The sequence below is a fragment of the Pseudomonas donghuensis genome (assembly GCF_000259195.1).
Taxonomy (GTDB): domain Bacteria; phylum Pseudomonadota; class Gammaproteobacteria; order Pseudomonadales; family Pseudomonadaceae; genus Aquipseudomonas; species Aquipseudomonas donghuensis.
In genome coordinates this window covers 21889-40595 of sequence record NZ_AJJP01000167.1, presented here as the reverse complement: position 1 = coordinate 40595, position 18707 = coordinate 21889, and the positions used below count along the sequence as shown (strand labels likewise).

Genomic DNA, 18707 nt, shown 5'->3' with positions numbered 1-18707 from the left:
GATCGTCAACGGGCGTTGCACAGCGCCAGGCAGTTATCCAGCATGCGATTGGAGAAGCCCCATTCGTTGTCGTACCAGGCCAGCACCTTGAGCATGCGCCCGTTGGTGCGGGTGTGATTGGCATCGAAAATCGACGACAGCGGGTTATGGTTGAAATCACAGGACACCAGCGGCAGGCTGTTGTAGCCCAGCACCTTGGAATGCCGGCTGGCTTCCTTGAACAACTCATTGACTGCCGTGGCCGTGGCCTCGCGCTCAAGGTTGACGGTAAGGTCGACCAGCGACACGTTGATCACCGGCACCCGCACGGCCATGCCGGTGAGCTTGCCGGCCAGCTCCGGCAGCACCAGGCCCACCGCTTCGGCCGCGCCGGTCTTGCTCGGGATCATCGACTGGGTCGCCGAGCGGGCACGGAACGGGTCGCTGTGGTAGACATCGGTCAGGTTCTGGTCGTTGGTGTAGGCGTGGATGGTGGTCATCAAGCCTTGTTCGATACCGTACTCGCGGTGCAGTACCTGGGCCAGCGGCGCCAGGCAGTTGGTGGTGCACGAAGCACTGGAGATGATTTGGTGCGAAGGGCGCAGGATGTCATGGTTGACCCCATACACCACGGTGGCATCAGCACCCTTGGCTGGTGCCGAGATAATGACTTTGCCAGCCCCGGCAGTAAGATGGGCGGCCGCCTTGGCGCGTTCGGTGAACAAGCCGGTGCATTCGAACACCACATCGATGGCTTCGGCTTTCCATGGCAACTCCGCCGGATTGCGGATGGCGCTGACGGCAATGCGGTCGCCGTTGACAGTAATGCTCTCGTGATCGGATTCAACCGTGGCAGCAAAGCTGCCGTGGACGCTGTCGTGTTTGAGCAGATGGGCATTGATCGCACTGTCGCCCAGGTCGTTGATGGCGACGACCTGCAGGTCCTGGCGGTAGCCTTGGGTATAGAGTGCGCGAAGGATGTTGCGGCCGATGCGGCCAAAGCCATTGATTGCGATACGAAGGGTCATGGAGCTACCTCTGGCAGACCGGGTGAAGCCCGTGGCAATTGAAGTTTTGCTTCACTGCATCTGTTTTTGTTGTTGGAATTACAAGATTATTCGTAAAAAAATAGAAAACAAGCCTTTTTGCTGGCAGTATTTTGTTCAATCTACAACGAGCGATCGGCCAAGCCGTTCCTCCCGCAACGCATCGCCCCTGTTTTTGAGCCTAGGCCGCGATCGTTGATAAGGGAAACCGCCGCAGAGGTCGCAACCACCGATAGCCTGGAGTCCAGTACATGCATCCGCGCATTCTTGAGGTCACCCAACGGCTGATCGCCCGCAGTCGCCCCACCCGTGAACGCTACCTTGAACTGATTCGCGGGGCCGCCAGCGACGGGCCGATGCGCGCCAAGCTGCAATGCGCCAACTTCGCTCACGGTGTCGCCGGCTGTGGCAGCCAGGACAAACAGAGCCTGCGAATGATGAACGCGGCCAACGTCGCCATCGTCTCCGCCTACAACGACATGCTCTCGGCGCATCAGCCTTATGAGCATTACCCCGAACAGATCAAACAGGCGCTGCGCGAGATTGGCTCGGTCGGCCAGTTCGCCGGTGGCGTGCCGGCCATGTGCGACGGGGTCACCCAGGGTGAGCCAGGCATGGAGCTGGGCATCGCCAGCCGCGAAGTGATCGCCATGTCGACCGCCATTGCCCTGTCGCACAACATGTTCGACGCGGCGCTGATGCTCGGTATCTGCGACAAGATCGTCCCTGGCCTGCTAATGGGCGCGTTGCGCTTCGGCCATCTGCCGACCCTGTTCGTCCCGGGCGGGCCAATGCCGTCGGGCATCTCCAACAAGGAGAAAGCCGATGTGCGCCAGCGTTACGCCGAAGGCAAGGCCAGCCGCGAGGAGCTGCTGGAGTCGGAGATGAAGTCCTATCACAGCCCCGGCACCTGCACCTTCTACGGCACCGCCAACACCAACCAGTTGCTGATGGAAGTGATGGGCCTGCACCTGCCGGGCGCCTCGTTCGTCAACCCGTACACGCCGCTGCGCGATGCCCTCACCGCCGAGGCCGCCCAACAGGTCACGCGCATGACCAAGGCCAGCGGTAACTTCATGCCCCTGGGCGAGATCGTCGACGAGAAAGCCCTGGTCAACTCCATCGTTGCCTTGCACGCCACCGGCGGCTCGACCAACCATACCCTGCACATGCCGGCGATTGCCCAGGCGGCGGGCATCCAGCTGACCTGGCAGGACATGGCCGAGCTTTCGGAGGTGGTGCCGACCCTGTCTCACGTCTACCCGAACGGCAAGGCCGACATCAACCACTTCCAGGCCGCCGGCGGCATGGCCTTGCTGATTCGCGAACTGCTCGATGCCGGTTTGCTCCACGAAGACGTCAACACCGTCGCTGGCCACGGTCTGCGCCGTTACACCCAGGAGCCGTTCCTCGAGGGCGGCAAGCTGGTCTGGCGCGAAGGCCCAAAGGCGAGCCTGGACGAGGCAATCCTGCGTCCGGTCGCGCGGCCGTTCTCGCCCGAAGGCGGCCTGCGGGTGATGGAAGGCAACCTCGGGCGCGGGGTGATGAAAGTTTCCGCCGTCGCTCCCGAACATCAGGTGGTCGAAGCCCCGGCGCGGGTCTTCCATGACCAGCAGGCGCTGGCCGATGCGTTCCAGGCCGGCGAGCTGGAGCGCGATTTTGTCGCGGTGATGCGCTTTCAGGGCCCGCGCTGCAACGGCATGCCCGAGTTGCACAAGATGACCCCGTTCCTCGGCGTGCTGCAGGATCGTGGCTTCAAGGTGGCACTGGTAACCGACGGGCGTATGTCCGGCGCTTCGGGGAAAATCCCCGCGGCCATTCATGTTTGCCCTGAAGCCTTCGATGGCGGCCCGCTGGCACGCCTGCGCGATGGTGATATCGTCCGCGTCGACGGTGTGGCCGGCACCTTGACCGTGAAGCTCAGTGCGGCCGAACTGGCTGATCGTGAACTGCCGGCGGCGCCGAGCGGCAATGACCTGGGCTGCGGCCGCGAGCTGTTTGGCTTCCTGCGTACCGCCCTGAGCCCGGCGGAGAAGGGCGCCAGCGCCTTCACCTCGGCACTGGAGACGCTCAAGTGAAGCGCGCACTGGTCGGCGATATCGGCGGCACCAACGCGCGCTTTGCCCTCTGGGAAGACAACCGCATGCACGCGGTGCAGGTCTTTGCCACGGCCGACTACACCAGCCCGGAACAGGCCATCGGCGCCTATCTGGCCGATCATGGCCTGGCCCGCGGTGAGCTGGGCGCGGTGTGCCTGGCGGTGGCCGGGCCGGTCGATGGCGATGAGTTCCGCTTTACCAACAACCACTGGCGCCTCAGCCGTCAGGCGTTCTGCAAGACCTTGCAGGTCGAGCGCTTGCTGCTGATCAACGACTTCACCGCCATGGCCCTGGGCATGACCCGTCTGCAGGCGGGCGAGTACCGTACCGTTTGCGACGGCACGCCCGATGCCGGCCGCCCGGCCCTGGTGATCGGCCCGGGCACGGGTCTTGGCGTCGGCACCTTGCTGAGCCTGGGAGAGGACCGCTGGATGGCCTTGCCCGGCGAGGGCGGGCATGTCGACCTGCCGGTGGGCAATGCCCGCGAAGCGCAGATTCGTCAGCAGATCGAGAACGAAATCGGTCATGTCAGCGCCGAATCCGTCCTCAGCGGCGGCGGCCTGTTGCGTTTGTACCAGGCCATCTGCGCGCTGGACGGCCAGCCCGCACCGCTGCAGAGCCCGGCGGCGATCACCGATGCGGCGCTGGCCGGTGAGCCTGTTGCCCTGGCGGTGATCGAGCAGTTCTGCTGCTTCCTGGGCCGAGTAGCGGGCAATGATGTCCTGACTCTCGGCGCACGCGCCGGGGTGTATATCGTCGGCGGCGTGATTCCGCGCTTTGCCGAACTGTTCTTGCGCAGCGGCTTTAGCGCCAGCTTTGCCGACAAGGGCTGCATGAGTGGCTACTTCAAGGATGTCCCGGTATGGTTGGTAACCGCTGAGTTCTCCGGTTTACTCGGGGCTGGCGTAGCTTTGCAACAAGCCGGCTGATATCTGGGGGCGGGCTTGCCCCGCGAGGCCCTCTCCCTGATAGACAAGGAGTGATGCGTGAGCAAGTCGATACTGATGGTCGACGACGACCAGGACATCCGTGAGCTGTTGCAAACCTACCTGAGCCGTGCCGGTTTCAGCGTCCAGGCGGTGGCCGACGGGCGCGGCTTTCGCCAGGCTCTGGATGCCAGCGATTGCGACCTGGTGATCCTCGATGTGATGCTGCCCGACGAAGACGGTTTCAGCTTGTGCCGCTGGGTGCGTCAGCATCCGCGCCTGGCGCAGGTGCCGATCATCATGCTCACTGCCAGCTCCGACGAGGCCGACCGGGTCATCGGCCTGGAGCTGGGCGCCGATGATTACCTGGGTAAACCCTTCAGTCCGCGTGAACTGCAGGCGCGGATCAAAGCCCTGTTGCGCCGTGCCGGTTTTGGCCAGGAGCGCAATGGCGGTGATGTGCTGGCCTTCGATGACTGGCGCCTGGATACCATCAGCCACCGCTTGTTCCACCGCGATGGTGAAGAGGTGATCCTTTCCGGCGCCGACTTTGCCTTGCTCAAACTGTTCCTCGATCACCCGCAACAGATCCTCGACCGCGACACCATCGGCAATGCCACCCGCGGTCGCGAGCCGATGCCCCTGGACCGTATCGTCGACATGGCGGTCAGCCGCCTGCGCCAACGCCTGCGCGACACAGACAAACCGCCGCGTTTGATTCGTACCGTACGCGGCAGTGGTTACCTGCTGGCGGCCAACGTTGCGCCTGCGCACTGAAGGGCGCTGGCGACTGCCGCTGCCGCGCTCGCTGCTGGGGCGGATGCTGCTGTTGACCCTGCTGGTGGTGCTGCTGGCGCAGGGCCTGTCGAGCCTGATCTGGCTGTCGCAACTGCGCGCCAGCCAGATGGAGGGCCTGGTCGCCAGCGCGCGCAGCCTGGCCCATTCGATGAGTGCCAGCGTCAGTTACTTTCGTTCGCTGCCGGTGGCGTACCGGCCGATGGTGCTCGACCAGTTGCGCAGCATGGGCGGCACCCGTTTTGTCGTTTCCCTCAATGACAAACCCCTGGGCATGCAGGTGCTGGCGGCCACGCCGCGCAAGCAAGCGGTGGTCGATGCCGTCGGCGACGTGCTGCACCAGCGCCTTGGCGCGCAGCTGGAAATCTCCATCCAGTTCGTCAGCCCGCAGGATCTGCGGATCTTCAACAGCGGCCTGAAACTCGATGAGCTGCCGCGCTCCTGGGCGCACTATGCGTTGACCCTGGAGCCGATCAACCCGCCAGTGCTGGTGACCCAGATCCGCCTGGATGAAGACGAATGGCTGTACATCGCCTCGTTGCTGCCCGAGCCCTACACCAGCCTCGAAGAACAGGGCCTGCCGAGTCAGCAGCTGTGGTTCATCGTGCTCACCAGCTCGTTCCTGCTGTTGTTCATCGGTTTGCTGGTGCACTGGCAGAGCCGCCCGCTCAAGCGCCTGGCCCTGGCTGCCAGGGAAATGTCACTGGGGGCCGATGTCGAGCCGGTGACGGAAGGCGGTGGCAGCGAAGTGGAGGAGGTGGGCCGGGCCTTCAATGCCATGCGCGAGCGCATCAGCCGCTACCTGACCGAACGCAGCCAGTTGTTCAGCGCCATCTCCCACGACCTGCGCACGCCGATCACGCGTTTGCGCCTGCGGGTCGAGCTGCTGGATGACGAGCCGTTGCAGGCCAAGTTCGGCCGCGACCTGGATGAGCTGGAGATGTTGGTCAAGGGCGCACTGCAATGCGTGAAAGACACCGACATCCACGAGAACATCGAGCGTATCGACCTCAACCAGGTGCTCGAATGCCTGGTCGAGCCGTACCTGGGCAGCGGCCAGATCACGCTTGAAGGCCGCGCGCTGGCGCCGTATCCCGGCAAGCCACTGGCGCTCAAGCGCTGCATCGGCAACCTGATCGACAACGCCCTGAAGTATGGCGAGCGTGCTCACCTGCGCATCCTCGACAGCGACAGTGACTTCGTTTTGCAGGTCGACGACGAGGGCCCGGGTGTGCCTGAGCAGCGTCAGGAACAGGTGTTCGAGCCGCACTTTCGCCTGGCCGGGCAGCAGCAGGGTTACGGTCTGGGGCTGGGTATCGCGCGCAACATCGCGCACAGCCATGGCGGTGAAGTGAGCCTGCGCAACCTGCGTGAGGGCGGCTTGCGGGTGACCCTGAGCCTGCCGCGCAGCAGTGACTGAAAGCGAATGTCACCAGCCTGTGACATTAGCGCATCCCTTCGTTACCTCCGGCACAGGTGCCGCTGGTTAGACTCTGATGCAAGCGCAAGCACCACGACTTGCACCTGCATAACAACAAGAAAAGGTTCCTCTCGATGAATGCGATCAATCGCCTCGCCGCTGTCATTTCTCTCGCCTCCTTGTTGCCCTTGAGTGCTGTTGCTGCCGCTAACGGTACGGTCGAAGTCACCCACTGGTGGACCTCCGGCGGTGAAGCCGCGGCGGTGAAAACCCTCAAGGAACAAGTCGAGAAAGACGGCTTCACCTGGAAGGACAACGCCGTCGCCGGTGGCGGTGGCGCCGCGGCCATGACCGTGCTGAAAAGCCGCGCGGTCGCCGGCAACCCGCCGGGCGCCGCCCAGATCAAGGGGCCGGATATCCAGGAATGGGGCGCGCTGGGCCTGCTCACTGAGCTTGATGATGTCGCCAAAGCCAACAACTGGGATGCCCTGCTGCCAAAGAAAGTTGCGCAGCTCATGCAGTACGACGGCCACTATGTAGCGGTGCCGGTGAACATCCACCGGGTCAACTGGTTGTGGATCAATCCGCAGGTGTTCGACAAGGCCGGTGCCAAGGTGCCGACCACCCTCGACGAACTGTTCGCTGCCGCCGACAAGCTCAAGGCTGCCGGCTTCACCCCGCTGGCCCATGGTGGCCAGCCGTGGCAGGACAGCACCGTGTTCGAAGACCTGGTGCTGAGCATCCTCGGGCCCCAGGGCTATCACCAAGCCTTTGTCGAACTGGACGAAGACACCCTGACCGGCGAAAAAATGATCGAGGTGTTCAAGACCCTGCAACGCCTGGGCACCTACATGGACCCTAACCGCGCCGGACGTGACTGGAACATTGCCGCTGGCGAGGTCATCAACGGCAAGGCCGGCATGCAGATCATGGGCGACTGGGCCAAGAGCGAATGGACTGCCGCCGGCAAGGTCGCGGGCAAGGACTACCAGTGCGTGGCCTTCCCCGGCACCCAGGGCAGCTTCGCCTACAACATCGATTCGCTGGCGATGTTCAAGCTCAAGAACGCGAACGACATCAAGGCCCAGAACGACCTGGCCAAGGTCGCCCTGGAGCCGCGGTTCCAGACCGTGTTCAACCAGAACAAGGGCTCCCTGCCGGTGCGCCAGGACATGGACATGAGCCAGTTCGACGCCTGTACGCAGAAGTCGGCGGCGGACTTCAAGGAAGCGGAAAAAGGTGACGGCCTGCAACCGAGCATGGCCCACAACATGGCGACCTCCCTGGCGGTGCAAGGGGCGATCTTCGATGTTGTCACCAACTTCTTCAACGACCCGAAAGCCGACCCGGCGACAGCGGTCAAACAGCTGAATTCGGCGATCAAGTCGGCCAAGTGATGGGCTGATGTGCGGGGGCGGGCTTTCGGACCCTTCGCGGGGCAAGCCCGCTCCCACAACAGCAACGCATCCCTGTAGGAGCGGGCTTGCCCCGCGATAGCCTCCACACGAGATCATCCTGATGAGCACTGTTGCCACAATCAACAAGGCCTCCCCCCTGGACGCCCTGCAGCGCTGGCTACCGAAACTGGTACTGGCGCCTAGCATGCTGATCGTCCTGGTGGGCTTTTACGGCTACATCCTCTGGACCTTCGTCCTGTCCTTCACCAACTCAAGCTTCATGCCCAGCTACAAGTGGGTGGGCCTGGCGCAGTACGCGCGGCTGATGGAGAACGACCGCTGGTGGGTGGCGAGCAAGAACCTGCTGCTGTTCGGCGGTATGTTCATCGCCATCAGCCTGGTGATCGGCGTGCTGCTGGCGGTGCTGCTCGACCAGCGCATCCGCCGCGAAGGGTTCATTCGCACCATTTACCTGTACCCGATGGCGCTGTCGATGATCGTCACCGGCACCGCCTGGAAATGGCTGCTCAACCCCGGCCTGGGCCTGGACAAGATGCTCCGCGACTGGGGCTGGGAAGGCTTTCGCCTGGACTGGCTGGTGGACCCCGACCGGGTCGTCTACTGCCTGGTGATCGCCGCCGTGTGGCAGGCCTCGGGCTTTGTCATGGCGCTGTTCCTGGCCGGCCTGCGCGGCGTCGATCAATCGATCATTCGCGCCGCGCAAGTCGATGGCGCCAGCCTGCCGAGCATCTACCTGCGTATCGTCCTGCCGAGCCTGCGTCCGGTATTTTTCAGTGCGTTGATGATCCTTGCGCACATCGCGATCAAGAGCTTCGACCTGGTCGCGGCGATGACCGCGGGCGGCCCGGGCTATGCCTCGGACCTGCCGGCGATGTTCATGTACTCCTTCACCTTCAGCCGCGGGCAGATGGGCATGGGCTCGGCCAGTGCGATCCTGATGCTCGGCGCGATCCTGTCGATCCTGGTGCCTTACCTGTATTCGGAACTGAGGAACAAGCGCCATGACTAGGTCCCTCGCTCCCCGCTCATTGAGCCTCAGCCGCCTGGCCATCTATTCGACCCTGATCCTGGCCTGCGCGCTGTACCTGATCCCGCTGATCGTGATGCTGCTGACCAGCTTCAAGTCGCCGGAAGACATCCGTACCGGCAATCTGCTGAGCTGGCCCGAGGTGATCACCGGCATTGGCTGGATCAAGGCCTGGGACACGGTGGGTGGCTACTTCTGGAACTCGGTGAAGATCACCGTGCCGGCGGTGCTGATCTCGACCCTGCTCGGTGCGCTCAATGGCTATGTGCTGTCGATGTGGCGCTTCAGGGGCTCGCAGCTGTTCTTCGGGCTGCTGCTGTTCGGTTGCTTCCTGCCGTTCCAGACCGTGCTGCTGCCGGCCTCGTTCACCCTCGGCAAGCTTGGCCTGGCAAGCACCACCACCGGCCTGGTGCTGGTACACATCGTCTATGGCCTGGCCTTTACCACGCTGTTTTTCCGCAACTACTACTGCAGCGTGCCGGATGCCCTGGTGCGGGCGGCGCGGCTCGATGGCGCGGGGTTCTTCACCATCTTCGGGCGCATCCTGCTGCCGATGTCGGTGCCGATCATCATGGTCTGCCTGATCTGGCAGTTCACCCAGATCTGGAACGACTTTCTCTTCGGCGTGGTGTTCGCCAGCGGCGACGCACAACCGATCACCGTGGCCCTGAACAACCTGGTCAATACCAGCACCGGGGTCAAGGAATACAACGTCGACATGGCGGCGGCGATGATCGCCGGGTTACCGACCCTGTTGGTCTATGTGCTGGCTGGCAAGTATTTCCTGCGCGGGCTCACGGCCGGCGCGGTCAAGGGGTAAACACAATGGCAACGCTTGAACTGCGCAACGTCAACAAGAGCTACGGCAGCGGCCTGCCGGACACCTTGAAAAACATCGAACTGTCGATCGACTCCGGCGAGTTCCTGATCCTGGTCGGCCCGTCCGGTTGTGGTAAATCGACCCTGATGAACTGCATCGCCGGCCTCGAACAGATCAGTGGCGGGGCGATCCTGGTGGACGATGCCGACATTAGCGGGATGAGTCCCAAGGATCGCGACATCGCCATGGTGTTTCAGTCTTACGCGCTGTACCCGACCATGAACGTGCGCGACAACATCGCCTTCGGCCTGAAGATGCGCAAGATGCCCGCCGCCGCCATCGATGAAGAGGTGGCACGGGTGGCCAAGCTGCTGCAGATCGAGCATCTGCTCACGCGCAAGCCCGGTCAGCTGTCCGGGGGGCAGCAGCAGCGCGTGGCCATGGGCCGGGCCTTGGCGCGGCGACCGAAGATCTACCTGTTCGACGAGCCGCTGTCCAACCTCGACGCCAAGCTGCGGGTGGAGATGCGCACCGAAATCAAGCTGATGCATCAACGCCTGAAGACCACCACGGTGTACGTCACCCACGATCAGATCGAGGCCATGACCCTGGGCGACAAAGTGGCGGTGATGAAGGACGGGCTGATCCAGCAGTTCGGCACCCCGCAGCAGATCTACAACGATCCGGCCAACCTGTTCGTCGCCAGCTTCATCGGTTCGCCACCGATGAACTTCATTCCCCTGCGCCTGCAACGCCAGGACGGCCGCCTGCTGGCGCTGCTCGACAGTGGCCAGGCGCGCTGCGAGCTACCCTTGGGTATCGAGACGGCGGGCCTGGAGGACCGTGAAGTGATCCTCGGCATTCGCCCGGAACAGATCGCCCTGGCCCCGGCCCAGGCCAATGGTTTGCCGAGTATTCGTGCCGAGGTGCAAGTCACCGAACCCACCGGCCCGGACCTGCTGGTGTTCGTTACCTTGAACCAGACCAAAGTCTGCTGCCGCCTGGCCCCGGATGTACCGACCCAGGTGGGCGACACCCTGAACCTGCAGTTCGACCCGGCGCGGGTGCTGCTGTTCGATGCCGCCACTGGCGAGCGCCTGGGCGTCGCTGCGCCGGTACTGGCCCAGGCGGGCAAGGATAATGTCGCCCAATTCAAGGGCCGCTGAATTCGTTAGAGAACGTAGAAACCCATCGAGAACAATAAAACGAGGAAACAAGGGATGGATCACTTCAAGCGTATCAAGCCGCTGGCGCCATTGACCCTGCTGGCGGCCCTGGGCGTCAGTTGCGGGGTGCAGGCGGCCGGCGCCTTTGCCCCGGAGTCGAAATGGATGAGCGGCGATTGGGGCGGTACCCGTACCGAATTGCTGGAGAAGGGCTACGACTTCACCCTCGATTACGTCGGTGAGGTGGCCGGCAACCTCAACGGTGGCTACAACGACGACAAGACTGCCCGCTACAGTGACCAGTTCGCCCTCGGCGCGCACCTGGACCTGGAGAAGATCTTCGGTTGGCAGGATGCCGAGTTCAAGCTGGCGATCACCGAGCGTAGCGGTCGCAACCTGTCCAACGACCGTATCAGCGACCCGCGCGCCGGGCAGTTCAGTTCGGTTCAGGAGGTCTGGGGCCGCGGCCAGACCTGGCGCCTGACGCAGATGTGGGTCAAACAGAAGTACTTCGACGGCGCCCTGGACGTGAAGGTCGGGCGCTTTGGCGAAGGCGAGGACTTCAACAGCTTCCCCTGCGACTTCCAGAACCTGGCGTTCTGCGGCTCGCAAGTGGGCAACTGGGTGGGTGGCATCTGGTACAACTGGCCGGTCAGCCAATGGGCGATGCGGGTCAAGTACAACATAACCCCGGAGTTCTTCGCCCAGGTCGGCGTGTATGAGCAGAACCCCTCCAACCTCGAGACCGGCAACGGCTTCAAGCTCAGCGGCAGCGGCACCAAGGGCATGATCCTGCCGGTGGAACTGGTCTGGTCGCCGCAGGTCAATGGCCTGCCGGGCGAGTACCGCCTGGGTTACTACTACAGCACGGCCAAGGCCGATGACCTGTATGACGATGTCAATGGCCAGCCCCAGGCGCTGACCGGCGCCGCCTTCAAGTCGCATTCGAGCAAGCATGGCTGGTGGGTGGTGGCCCAGCAGCAGGTCACCGCGCACAACGGCGATGCCAACCGCGGCCTGAGCCTGTTCGCCAACTTCACCGTGCACGACAAGGCCACCAACGTGGTGGACAACTACCAGCAGGTGGGCATGGTCTACAAGGGTGCCTTCGATGGCCGGCCCAAGGATGACATCGGCTTTGGCGTGGCGCGCATTCACGTCAACGATGATGTGAAGGATCGCGCGCAACTGCTCAATCAGCAAAGCGGCATCGAGGATTACAACGACGCCGGTTTCGTGCCGATCCAGAAGACCGAATACAACGCCGAGCTGTACTACGGCTTCCACGTCACCAACTGGCTGACCGTGCGGCCGAACCTGCAGTACATCAAGAGCCCGGGCGGGGTCGATGAGGTGGATAACGCGCTGGTCGCCGGGTTGAAGATTCAGTCGTCGTTCTGAGGTGATATGTTGTAAATTTACGCATATTGCGACCGCTGTGCGGTCGATCGCTGGCAAGCCAGCTCCCACATGGGTTGCGCAGATCCTGTGGGAGCTGGCTTGCCAGCGATAGCGTTCCCACTGAATAACAAGAGTTCCCAGCCATGCCAGAGCACCCGCTACAACGTTTCTTCACCTCGCAGAGGCCGCGGCCGACCTTCGAGTGGGAGCGTTACCAGCAGCGCGATGTGCTGATCATCGATCACCCGCAATGCCAGGCGGTGTTCAGCCGTCAGGGTGCGCAATTGTTGCACTTCCAACCGCAGGGCGAGCGCCCGTGGCTGTGGTGTGCGGCGCAGTGGCCGCAAGTTGGCGCCATCCGTGGCGGCGTGCCGGTGTGCTGGCCCTGGTATGGCCGTCATCCCAGCGAAGACATGTGGCCGGCCCACGGCTGGGCGCGCTTGCTCGACTGGAAGCTGATCGACAGCAGCGAAGATGAACACGGCGTGACCCTCAAATGGCGCCTGCAACTGTGCGACTGGCAGGTCGACCTGTTGGCCAGGCTGGGTAAACGCATGGAGCTGCAGCTGAGTACCGAACACCAGGACAGCCAGCCTTGTCAGTTGAGTCATGCTCTGCTGGCTTACTGGCGTATTAGTGACGTTTCTGAGATAGCGCTATCTGGGCTGGAAAACATTGAAGGTTACGACCGTTTGAACCGTCAATCCTGTCGCCAGAAGGGCGCTTTGAAGGTCCACGGCGGTTGCCAGCGGGTGTTTCCCAATGCGGCGACCCTGCAGTTGCACGATCCGGCTTGGCAGCGCCAGCTGTGCATCGATACCGGTGACAGCGAGGATACCGTGGTCTGGCACCCCGGCAGTCGGCCGTTGATGGGTGTCAGTGGCAGCGAAACCCTGGGCTTCGTCTGTGTCGAGGCGGCCAGTGGCAGCAGTGACAGCCTGAGCCTGGCGCCAGGGGAGCAAGCACACCTGCGTTTGCAGGCGCACCTGCTCAGTTGAGTTCGTCGTCGATCGGGTAACGGCTGGCGTTGAGGCTTTCCTTGATTTTGCGCAGGTGCGGCTGGAAGTCGACGCCGCGGCGCAAGGTCATGCCGGTGGCCAGCACGTCGAGCACGGTCAGCTGGATGATTCGCGAGGTCATCGGCATATAGATGTCGGTGTCTTCCGGCAGCGGGATGTTCAGGCTCAGGCTGCTGGCCTTGGCCAATGGCGAGTCGGCGGCGGTCAGGCCGAGTACCGAGGCGCCGTTTTCCCGGGCCAGGCGCGCGACTTCAACCAGCTCGCGGGTGCGCCCGGTGTAGGAGATGATCACGAACAGCTCGCCGGTGTGGGCCACCGAGGCCAGCATGCGTTGCATCAGCACATCGGCGTGGGCCGACACTGCCAGGTTGAAGCGGAAGAACTTGTGCTGGGCATCCAGCGCCACCGGGGCCGAGGCGCCGAGGCCGAAGAAGTGGATCTGCCGGGCCTGGATCAGCATGTCGACGGCGCGGCTGATCAGCTGCGGATCCAGTTGCTGGCAGGCACTGTCCAGCGAGGCGATGGCGCTGCCGAAGATTTTCTGGGTGTAGGACGCCGGATCATCGTCGGCTTCCACTGCCCGGCTGACGTAGGCAGCGCCGCTGGCCAGGCTCTGCGCCAGTTGCAGCTTCAGTTCGGGGTAGCCGCTGACGCCGAACGAGCGGCAAAAGCGATTGACCGTCGGCTCGCTGACCTTGGCGGCCTGGGCCAGGGCGGCAATGCTGAAACGGGTGGCTTGCTGGGGGTTGAGCAGGATGACTTCGGCGACTTTACGCTCAGCCTTGTTCAGCTCTTCGAGGCGGCCCTGGATCTGCTCCAGGAGGTTTCGCACGCGGTCCATGGGTGTTTTCCTTGGGTCGATGAGGCACCCGGCTGGTGACAGCTGCGGGCTTTTGACACGGTGGCCTATCGTACTGATGGCATGGGTGGCACACCACTTGAATCTGTCCACTGGGTAAAATGTTGTGGTTTTTACTACATTATTCCTTGAAAACTGCGATTGAAAACGGTATTTCTACGTCAACTTGATAAAAGAACCAACATCATGGCTTCGATCAGCGTTGAACCCTGCACCTTTGCCCTGTTTGGCGCCCTTGGCGACCTGGCCTTGCGCAAGCTATTTCCGGCGCTTTATCAGCTCGACCGGGCCGATTTGCTGCACGCCGACACCCGCGTGCTGGCCCTGGCCCGCGAGGCGGGCAGCGTTGAACAACACCTGGCGTCGATAGAAGCGCATCTGCGGGAGTTCGTGCCCGCCGGGCAGATCGAGGCGCCGGTGTTGCAGCGCTTCCTGGCCCGCCTGAGCTACCTGCACGTGGATTTTCTCCAGGCCGATGACTATCAGGCCCTGGCCGAGCAGGTTGGCAGCGACAGCCAGTTGATCGCCTACTTCGCCACCCCGGCGGCGGTGTATGGCGGCATCTGCGAGAACCTCGACAAGGTTGGCCTCAGCGCCCGTACCCGGGTGGTGCTGGAAAAACCCATCGGCCATGACCTGGAATCCTCACGGCGGGTCAACGACGCCGTGGCCCAGTACTTTCCAGAAAACCGCGTCTACCGCATTGACCATTACCTGGGCAAGGAGACGGTGCAGAACCTCATTGCCCTGCGTTTTGCCAACAGCCTGTTCGAAACCCAGTGGAACCAGAACTCGATCTCCCACGTGGAGATCACCGTCGCCGAAAAAGTCGGCATCGAAGGGCGCTGGGGCTATTTCGACAAGGCCGGGCAACTGCGCGACATGATCCAGAACCACCTGCTGCAACTGCTCTGCCTGATTGCCATGGACCCGCCCAGCGATCTCTCGGCCGACAGTATCCGTGACGAGAAGGTCAAGGTGCTCAAGGCCCTGGCGCCGATCAAGGGCGAGGGCTTGAGCACGCAAGTGGTGCGCGGCCAGTACATTGCCGGCTACAGCGAAGGCAAGCCGGTGCCCGGTTACCTGGAAGAAGACAACGCCAACGCCCAGAGCGACACCGAAACCTTCGTCGCTCTGCGTGCCGATATCCGCAACTGGCGCTGGGCCGGGGTGCCGTTCTACCTGCGCACCGGCAAGCGCATGCCGCAGAAGCTGTCGCAGATCGTCATCCACTTCAAGGAAACCCCGCACTACATCTTCGCCCCGGAACAGCGTTTGCAGATTGGCAACAAGCTGATCATCCGCCTGCAACCGGACGAAGGTATCTCGCTGCGGGTGATGACCAAGGAGCAGGGCCTGGACAAAGGCATGCAACTGCGCAGCGGGCCCTTGCAGCTGAATTTCTCCGATACCTGGCGTAGCGCGCGGATCCCCGATGCCTACGAGCGGTTGTTGCTGGAAGTGATGCGCGGCAATCAGAACCTGTTTGTGCGCAAGGATGAAATCGAATACGCGTGGAAGTGGTGCGATCAGCTGATCGCCGGCTGGAAACAGTCGGGCGACGCGCCCAAGCCCTATGCCGCCGGTTCCTGGGGGCCGATGAGCTCGATTGCACTGATTACCCGCGATGGGAGGTCCTGGTATGGCGATATCTGAACTGCAACTGCCGGCAACCGTCACGGCACATGATTTCAACACCGCGCCGCAATTGGCCGAAGGGCTGGCCAAGGACGTGGCCGGGCGCCTGAATATGGCCATTGCAGCTAAAGGCCAGGCCACCCTGGTAGTGTCCGGTGGGCGCAGCCCGGTGGCTTTCTTTGCGGCGCTGCTCAAGCAGCCGCTGGACTGGTCGAAGGTGCTGGTGACCCTGGCTGACGAGCGCTGGGTGCCGGTCGAGCATGCCGACAGCAATGCCGGCCTGCTCAAGCGCCATTTGTTGACCGGTCCTGCTGCCAAGGCGCGTTTCCTCAGCCTCTATCGCGCCGCAGGCAGTCTTGAGGCCGCTGCGCAGGAAGCCGATCAGGCCCTGGCCGAACTGCCAGGGATCGACGTACTGGTGCTGGGCATGGGCGACGATGGCCATACCGCCTCGCTGTTCCCCAACAGCCCGAACCTTGCCGAAGGCCTTGACCCAAGCAGCCCGCGTCGCTGCCTGGCGATGCGGGCGCCGGCGGTGCCGCATCAGCGCTTGAGCATGACCCGCGCACTGCTGGCCCGTGCCGGCTTTACCGCCTTGTCGGTGCAAGGTGCGGGCAAACTCGCTACCCTGCGCGCCGCGCTGGCCGGCGACGACTCGGCGCAAATGCCGATTCGCGCCTTCTTACAAGACCCTCTGGATATTTACTGGTGCCCATGAGCCAAGGATCTGCCGTTATGACCACGCATGAACTGAAACAGCCGGGAGCTTCCATGGCCGACAAGATTGCCCGGATCGATCAGATCTGCACCCAGGCGCGCATTTTGCCGGTGATCACCATCGCCCGCGAAGAAGACATTCTGCCCCTGGCCGACGCTCTGGCCGCCGGTGGCATCAAGACCCTGGAAGTGACCTTGCGCTCCGCCCACGGCCTCAAGGCCATCCAGGTGCTGCGTGAGCAGCGCCCGCAGCTGTGTATCGGGGCGGGCACGGTACTGGACCGCAACATGTTTGCCGCCGTGCAAGCGGCCGGCGCGCAGTTCGTGGTCACCCCGGGCATCACCCAGGACTTGCTCGAAGCGGGCGTCGACAGCGACATTCCGCTGCTGCCCGGCATCAGCACGCCGTCGGAAATCATGATGGGCTACGCCCTCGGCTACCGGCGCTTCAAGCTGTTCCCGGCCGAGATCAGCGGCGGCGTGGCGGCGATCAAGGCCTATGGCGGCCCGTTCGGCGACGTGCGCTTCTGCCCCACCGGTGGGGTCAATCCGGGCAATGTGAAACAGTACATGGCCCTGGCCAATGTGATGTGCGTGGGCGGTACCTGGATGCTCGACAGCAGCTGGATCAACAACCGCGACTGGGCCCGCATCCAGGCTTGCAGCGCCGAGGCCCTGGCCCTGCTGGACTGAAACCGAATTCGTTGTGTGCTACACGGCTTTGAGGTGCGCTTGGTCGGCGCACCTTTTTTTTTGCCTGTGATTTTGTCGAGGGTGTTGACGCTCAAGGGAAGCATGTCCGGCTGTCGAGATGATCGACCGCGCCGTACGGTTAAAAGGCTGAACGACTTTTAACTGAGGTGCGTTATGCAAGACGAAGAAGTACATGAGGCAGTCGGGTTCCCGCTCAAGTGCGGGTCATACGAAATTGAACGCTATTTGATCGGTGATCAGAACTTCACCCGGGGCTGCTGGCTTGACGGGCAGTCAATCTACGGCGACGTCAACTTCAAGGAGCGCAAATGGCCGACCATCAGCCGGCCGGTTTTTGCCTATCTGGCTTATGTTGATACGCGGGTGATACAGGGTACTGGCAATCAGACCATGGAAGTCACCGCTGCTCAGGGGCATCACCTTTGGTTCTTCAAGGGCACGGCCAAAGACTGTTCCGTGGCGCCGGCGATTGATCAAGTCAATGCGTTTTCAAACCTTCAAACCGGGATGAATTCCGAGCAGGCCTGGGCACCCGCACGGCCGCAAAAACAATCGTTACTCGTCCCGGGTGGCGAGACCTACCTGGTTTATCAGGTGGCACTGGTCTATGCCCATCGCGCATTCGGTGCTGCTGACACTATCGGCAGCCTGTTCAGCTCCAATCATACCTGCGTCACGCGGACTGAGGGGCGAAAGGACTTGTTGTTCCTTTCCTCGGTGACAACCAATCGGCTTTGCGCCCGCGAACTGGATCGAGAGGTGGAACAGCCTCTGTCCAGAGACGATCTGTTCAAATTGATATTGCTCGACAAGTACTCCGCGGCTGTCAATGCCGGCGCCTGGAGTTTTGATATGGACGCGCTTCACGATCCGCGTAAACGCTACTGATCAGCAGGCGTGCCTGGACATTACCGACGTTACCCGTTTTGACAAGGAATTCACCGATGAATCAGCAACCAGCAATACGCGACTTGCCTTTTAAAGAAGGCGCCTATGAAATTGATCGCTACTTGTTTGCAGAAGGCGCTTCCAGTTATGGATGCTGGGTAGAGGGCCTGACAGTAGAAGGTGGTGTCAGCTACCTGGGTTCTTCTTGGAACGTTCAGACACGACCCATCTTTGCTTACCTTGAGTACCTCAGGCCGCTGGTCAACAAGCTCAGTGTTGAACAGACCTTTAAAGTCACTACCCAGCAGGGGATGAGCAAAAGTTATGCGACTGCCGTCTCGAAAACCTACGGCGCTGGGGTAAAGCTGGGGGCGATCAAAATAGGTGCGGAGATCACTGAGGCCAGCGTCTACGGCGAGGCCTTTTCCGAGTCCAGCACTGACGAGTGTTCATTGTCTGTTCCGGCCCATGCGACGAACTATGTTTATCAAGTCAACATGGTCTATGCGCACAAGATGCTGGCGGGCGGCAAGCTTAAACAGGCGGCGGATAACAATCTCGTCGACCTGGTCGTTGATGAACATGATCGCGTGGTTCGAGCAGACCTGGTCTTTCTCACGTCGTTTGCTACGCAGAAAATTGTCATGTTGCCCAGCGACGCATCCATCAATCCCTTCAGCTGGGAGCAGATCAAAAAAGCGGTCCTGTTTGAGGGCTACCAGCACTATAGCGAGCAGGGCGATATCGGTTTCTGGGGTTTTTGACCATCTCAGAG

The 18707-nt window shown here is 62.3% G+C and carries 17 protein-coding genes; 15 read left to right on the top strand and 2 right to left on the bottom strand.

Annotated features, from left to right (window positions below; all coding sequences use genetic code 11):
- Positions 1-5: 5 nt before the first annotated feature.
- The gene (gene gap, locus UW3_RS0100540; protein ID WP_010220178.1) at positions 6-1007 is read right to left on the bottom strand and encodes a type I glyceraldehyde-3-phosphate dehydrogenase; all 1002 of its coding nucleotides are present in this window, start codon (positions 1005-1007) and stop codon (positions 6-8) included.
- Between the two features lie 269 nt (positions 1008-1276).
- Between gap and edd the strand changes: the two genes are divergently transcribed.
- The 10 genes from edd to UW3_RS0100490 all read left to right on the top strand — a co-directional run bounded on the left by edd (position 1277) and on the right by UW3_RS0100490 (position 13095).
- Entirely contained in the window at positions 1277-3103 is a 1827-nt protein-coding gene (gene edd / locus UW3_RS0100535) for a phosphogluconate dehydratase (protein ID WP_010220177.1), read from the top strand.
- A complete protein-coding gene (locus UW3_RS0100530) occupies positions 3100-4053 on the top strand; it encodes a glucokinase (protein WP_010220176.1) in 954 nt (317 codons plus the stop codon). Before edd ends, UW3_RS0100530 begins: the two co-directional genes overlap by 4 nt.
- A 75-nt stretch (positions 4054-4128) precedes the next feature.
- Complete coding sequence (locus UW3_RS0100525; protein WP_036994276.1) at positions 4129-4827, top strand: response regulator; 699 nt, start codon at positions 4129-4131, stop codon at positions 4825-4827.
- A gap of 43 nt (positions 4828-4870) precedes the next feature.
- A complete protein-coding gene (locus tag UW3_RS0100520; protein WP_081492753.1) occupies positions 4871-6265 on the top strand; it encodes an ATP-binding protein in 1395 nt (464 codons plus the stop codon).
- Between the two features lie 134 nt (positions 6266-6399).
- Positions 6400-7662 (top strand): ABC transporter substrate-binding protein, encoded by a 1263-nt coding sequence (locus UW3_RS0100515; protein ID WP_010220173.1) that lies wholly within the window; start codon positions 6400-6402, stop codon positions 7660-7662.
- A gap of 121 nt (positions 7663-7783) precedes the next feature.
- Entirely contained in the window at positions 7784-8692 is a 909-nt protein-coding gene (locus tag UW3_RS0100510) for a carbohydrate ABC transporter permease (protein WP_010220172.1), read from the top strand.
- Positions 8685-9530 carry a carbohydrate ABC transporter permease gene (locus tag UW3_RS0100505; protein WP_010220171.1) on the top strand — a complete coding sequence of 282 codons (846 nt, stop codon included), beginning with the start codon at positions 8685-8687 and terminating at the stop codon, positions 9528-9530. The genes UW3_RS0100510 and UW3_RS0100505 overlap by 8 nt, the downstream gene beginning before the upstream one ends.
- Before the next feature lie 5 nt (positions 9531-9535).
- Positions 9536-10696 (top strand): ABC transporter ATP-binding protein, encoded by a 1161-nt coding sequence (locus UW3_RS0100500; RefSeq protein ID WP_010220170.1) that lies wholly within the window; start codon positions 9536-9538, stop codon positions 10694-10696.
- Between the two features lie 54 nt (positions 10697-10750).
- Entirely contained in the window at positions 10751-12097 is a 1347-nt protein-coding gene (locus tag UW3_RS0100495) for a carbohydrate porin (RefSeq protein WP_010220169.1), read from the top strand.
- Between the two features lie 143 nt (positions 12098-12240).
- Complete coding sequence (locus UW3_RS0100490) at positions 12241-13095, top strand: D-hexose-6-phosphate mutarotase (RefSeq protein ID WP_010220167.1); 855 nt, start codon at positions 12241-12243, stop codon at positions 13093-13095.
- Here the strand turns inward: UW3_RS0100490 and hexR are convergent.
- On the bottom strand, positions 13088-13948 hold the full coding sequence (gene hexR, locus UW3_RS0100485; RefSeq protein WP_174242320.1) for a DNA-binding transcriptional regulator HexR: 861 nt from the start codon (positions 13946-13948) through the stop codon (positions 13088-13090). The two genes, UW3_RS0100490 and hexR, sit on opposite strands and share 8 nt — an antisense overlap.
- A gap of 213 nt (positions 13949-14161) precedes the next feature.
- Here hexR and zwf point away from each other — a divergent pair, with 213 nt between their 5' ends.
- The 5 genes from zwf (at position 14162) to UW3_RS0100460 (ending at position 18696) form a co-directional block, all read left to right on the top strand.
- On the top strand, positions 14162-15631 hold the full coding sequence (gene zwf, locus UW3_RS0100480) for a glucose-6-phosphate dehydrogenase (RefSeq protein ID WP_010220164.1): 1470 nt from the start codon (positions 14162-14164) through the stop codon (positions 15629-15631).
- Positions 15618-16331 (top strand): 6-phosphogluconolactonase, encoded by a 714-nt coding sequence (gene pgl / locus UW3_RS0100475; RefSeq protein ID WP_010220163.1) that lies wholly within the window; start codon positions 15618-15620, stop codon positions 16329-16331. Before zwf ends, pgl begins: the two co-directional genes overlap by 14 nt.
- Before the next feature lie 17 nt (positions 16332-16348).
- A complete protein-coding gene (locus UW3_RS0100470; RefSeq protein ID WP_010220162.1) occupies positions 16349-17023 on the top strand; it encodes a bifunctional 4-hydroxy-2-oxoglutarate aldolase/2-dehydro-3-deoxy-phosphogluconate aldolase in 675 nt (224 codons plus the stop codon).
- Between the two features lie 174 nt (positions 17024-17197).
- Positions 17198-17932, top strand: coding sequence for a monalysin family beta-barrel pore-forming toxin (locus tag UW3_RS0100465; RefSeq protein ID WP_010220161.1), 735 nt, complete (start codon positions 17198-17200; stop codon positions 17930-17932).
- 56 nt (positions 17933-17988) lie between these two features.
- Positions 17989-18696, top strand: coding sequence for a monalysin family beta-barrel pore-forming toxin (locus UW3_RS0100460; RefSeq protein ID WP_010220160.1), 708 nt, complete (start codon positions 17989-17991; stop codon positions 18694-18696).
- The last annotated feature ends 11 nt before the right edge of the window (positions 18697-18707 follow it).